Here is a 2,834-nt window from a genome sequence, read left to right as displayed (position 1 = left end):
CAAGGCATTCCCGCCAAGGGCGACGTGGCGGTCAAGTTATTGATGGATTTGGGCGACCTCAAGGCGGAAGGCTACCGCCTGTACCTTTTTTTCCCTGGCGATATTTCGTAGCAATGGAAATGAGAAACAAACCATTTTTTGGAATCGCAAATGATCTCACGCAACAGTCCGTGCCCTTGCGGTAGCGGAAAACGGTTTAAACATTGCTGCGGAGATCCGGTCAAGAGCCCTCCGCTCCCCGCCAATGGCGTGCATGGCATCATGCGTGCTGCGCTTTCCCATCAACAGGCGAATCAACTGGAAGCTGCGGAAAAGCTGTATCGCCAGGCGCTGGCCCTGTCCTCCGACGAACCGGATTGCCTGCATATGCTGGGAGTTGTTTGTCTGCAAACAGGTCGACCACAGGAGGCTATAGGGCTCATCCTCAAAGCGTCAGTGTTGACTGGCTGGCGGTTTCCAAAAATGCGCCACAACCTGAGTTTGGCTTTATGTGATGCACTGTCAGAGAACGATGCCTACACGTCTGTCCGGCATATTGCCTATCGGATGTGGTGCCAACAACGAGCTGCAGGCAAGACAATGCGCCAGCCGCTCGTGAGTGTAATTATCCCTTCGTATAACCATGAAGCCTATATTGCAGATTGCCTGCTTTCTGTGTACGGGCAAACTTACCGCCAGATAGAACTCATCGTCATTGATGATGGTTCGACGGATAGTTCGCCAGCCCTTATCAAAAATGTGTTAGGTGACTGTCCTTTCCCACATCAGTTTATCGCTCGTGAAAACCGAGGGGCACACGCAACCATCAATGAAGGTATTGCGTTTGCAACAGGCGAGTTCATCAATATACTCAATTCCGACGATAGATTTTCTCCCGAGCGCATCCAACGCATGGTGGAGGAAGTGGCTTGCTCTGGTGCTGATTGGGGTTTCGCCAATGTGCAAATCATCGATGGCATTGGAATACCAGTGAAAAATCCCGCACCAGGCTCAAGGGCAGCAGATTTGCAGAAGATATTGGCGGAAGGGCCTCGCGCTACCACCATCGGGTTCGGCCTACTATCTGCGAATTTCGCAATAACGACTGGCAATTTCTTCGTCTCTCGTACGCTTTTCCAGCGCTTGGGCGGTTTTTCCAATCTTCGGTACAACCACGATTGGGAGTTTGCCCTGAGAGCCACGCGGGAATCAGAGCCTGTGTATGTGCCTGAGAGACTCTATCTATATCGTTTGCATGATCACAACACCATCGCTGAATCCAGTATTGCTCCAAAGATTGAAGCGGATGAACTTTTTAGAACTTATTTTCAAGCTAACGACCGACCCACATCCAATCCATTTGCACCCAGTAAAACTTATTGGGGTAATCGCTACTTGGCTGAAAAATACAGATTTACTTGTCAACAGACGTCAGATCACCATTCAATAATGGAATTGGCACAATGGATAAGTAATGGCGAAAAAAGTACAACTATACCACCACTTTCTTACTTGAGCTTTTTTGAAGAACAGCCAGATATAGGCCGAATTCTAGACTACATTGCCAATAACGATTTCCCCGAGGCAATCCCGTTCGATCAGGCACAACGTTATGGGGTAACGGCAATGGCCATTGAGTGGTTGCGCCGACCTGGGCAGATATTCACCATTCTGGAAGTGGGCGCCAATCGCCATAAAATACTCGGTTCGCTGTTGCCACAAGATCGTATTATCTACCTCGACGTAGAAATACCGGAAGAGATGAAAGCATACTCAAATGTCATCGAAGGTGATGCCACGGCACTTGCCTTTTCCGATAGTCAATTTGATGTGATAGTGGCGCTAGATGTACTGGAACACATCCCAAGCGAAAAACGTCGCGACTTCCTGTGGCACACCACCCGTGTGGCACGTTTGATGACGGTTATTGCGGCCCCATTCGACGATCCGCGAGTACGTGCTGCCGAGGTGGACGCTTGCGCCTTCTGGGACCGGCTGATGCCGAAACCATATAGATGGTTGACAGAACATGCAGATAACGGATTGCCGAATTTGACCGAAACCCGGTCAATCCTAACAGGGCTTGGCGTGAAACATTGGCCGATTGGGCATGGCCGCCTTAAACTTTGGAATGACATGTTAAAAGGACACTTTTCAGCCGAGGCTATGCCTGGATTACGACCAGTCATGCATGCGCTGGATGAATTGTATGCAAAAAATTTGTTGGCGCATGATTTTTCTGATATTGGCTGTTATCGGCATTTTCTGTTCTGTTCGCCCAGTCCAGATGAGATTGATAATATGGCAAATTATTTTTCAAGCTTAAGCAAATTACCACCTTCGGAAGACGCTGATTTATGCGTCGTCCAAAAAGTACTGGCGGTAATGCAAGAACTAGCTCTGGAACAAGGCAAGCCATGGAGTTACGAGGATTAGAATCCAATTAAGCCAATAAATACTGAACCTAATTTACCGTATGTCGACAGATTCCTTCATCCATACTCAAAATGGCTGGTAACTTTATGCGGAATCATTCAGTGGATTTATCCACCAGAGCAGATCTGTGAACATGTCACAACCTATGAAGATTCCTGCTTTATCTCCAGAGTTAGTCCCAATCCCCAACACCACGCTGTGCTGCGTGGACTGCATCAATCATGAGCTGGCCATCGAGGCTTTGCGCAAGTCCATGTCCACATGCTCCTTTGCGCGCGTCCTGTTTCTATCTGACCGGAATATCGAGACTCCAGGCATTGAAACAGTGCAAATTTCCCCTCTGCGTTCCAGGGACGAATATTCCGCCTTTATTCTGCATGAACTGGCCCGCCACATCGAAACCGATTTTGTATTGCTTG

General features: G+C 48.6%; 2 protein-coding genes and 1 pseudogene. All 3 read left to right on the top strand.

Annotation, left to right across the window (positions count from 1 at the left end):
* Positions 1–150: 150 nt before the first annotated feature.
* Positions 151–213, top strand: a pseudogene (locus PHE17_RS21785) (SEC-C metal-binding domain-containing protein); the annotation flags it as partial.
* Between the two features lie 48 nt (positions 214–261).
* Positions 262–2,415, top strand: a complete 2,154-nt coding sequence (locus PHE17_RS21605; protein ID WP_301018000.1) for a glycosyltransferase — start codon at positions 262–264, stop codon at positions 2,413–2,415.
* 133 nt (positions 2,416–2,548) lie between these two features.
* The coding region (locus PHE17_RS21600; RefSeq protein WP_301017999.1) for a hypothetical protein at positions 2,549–2,834 on the top strand (286 nt) is incomplete at its 3' end.

The organism is Thiothrix sp., from assembly GCF_028714775.1.
Classification (GTDB): domain Bacteria; phylum Pseudomonadota; class Gammaproteobacteria; order Thiotrichales; family Thiotrichaceae; genus Thiothrix.
Note: the sequence above shows the minus strand (reverse complement) of the source record. Positions and strands in the feature narration are given on the sequence as shown.

What these genes read in the sequence shown, in the direction of transcription:
- PHE17_RS21605 (WP_301018000.1), top strand. Translation starts at nt 262, where the DNA reads ATGCGTGCTGCGCTTTCCCATCAACAGGCGAATCAACTGGAAGCTGCG.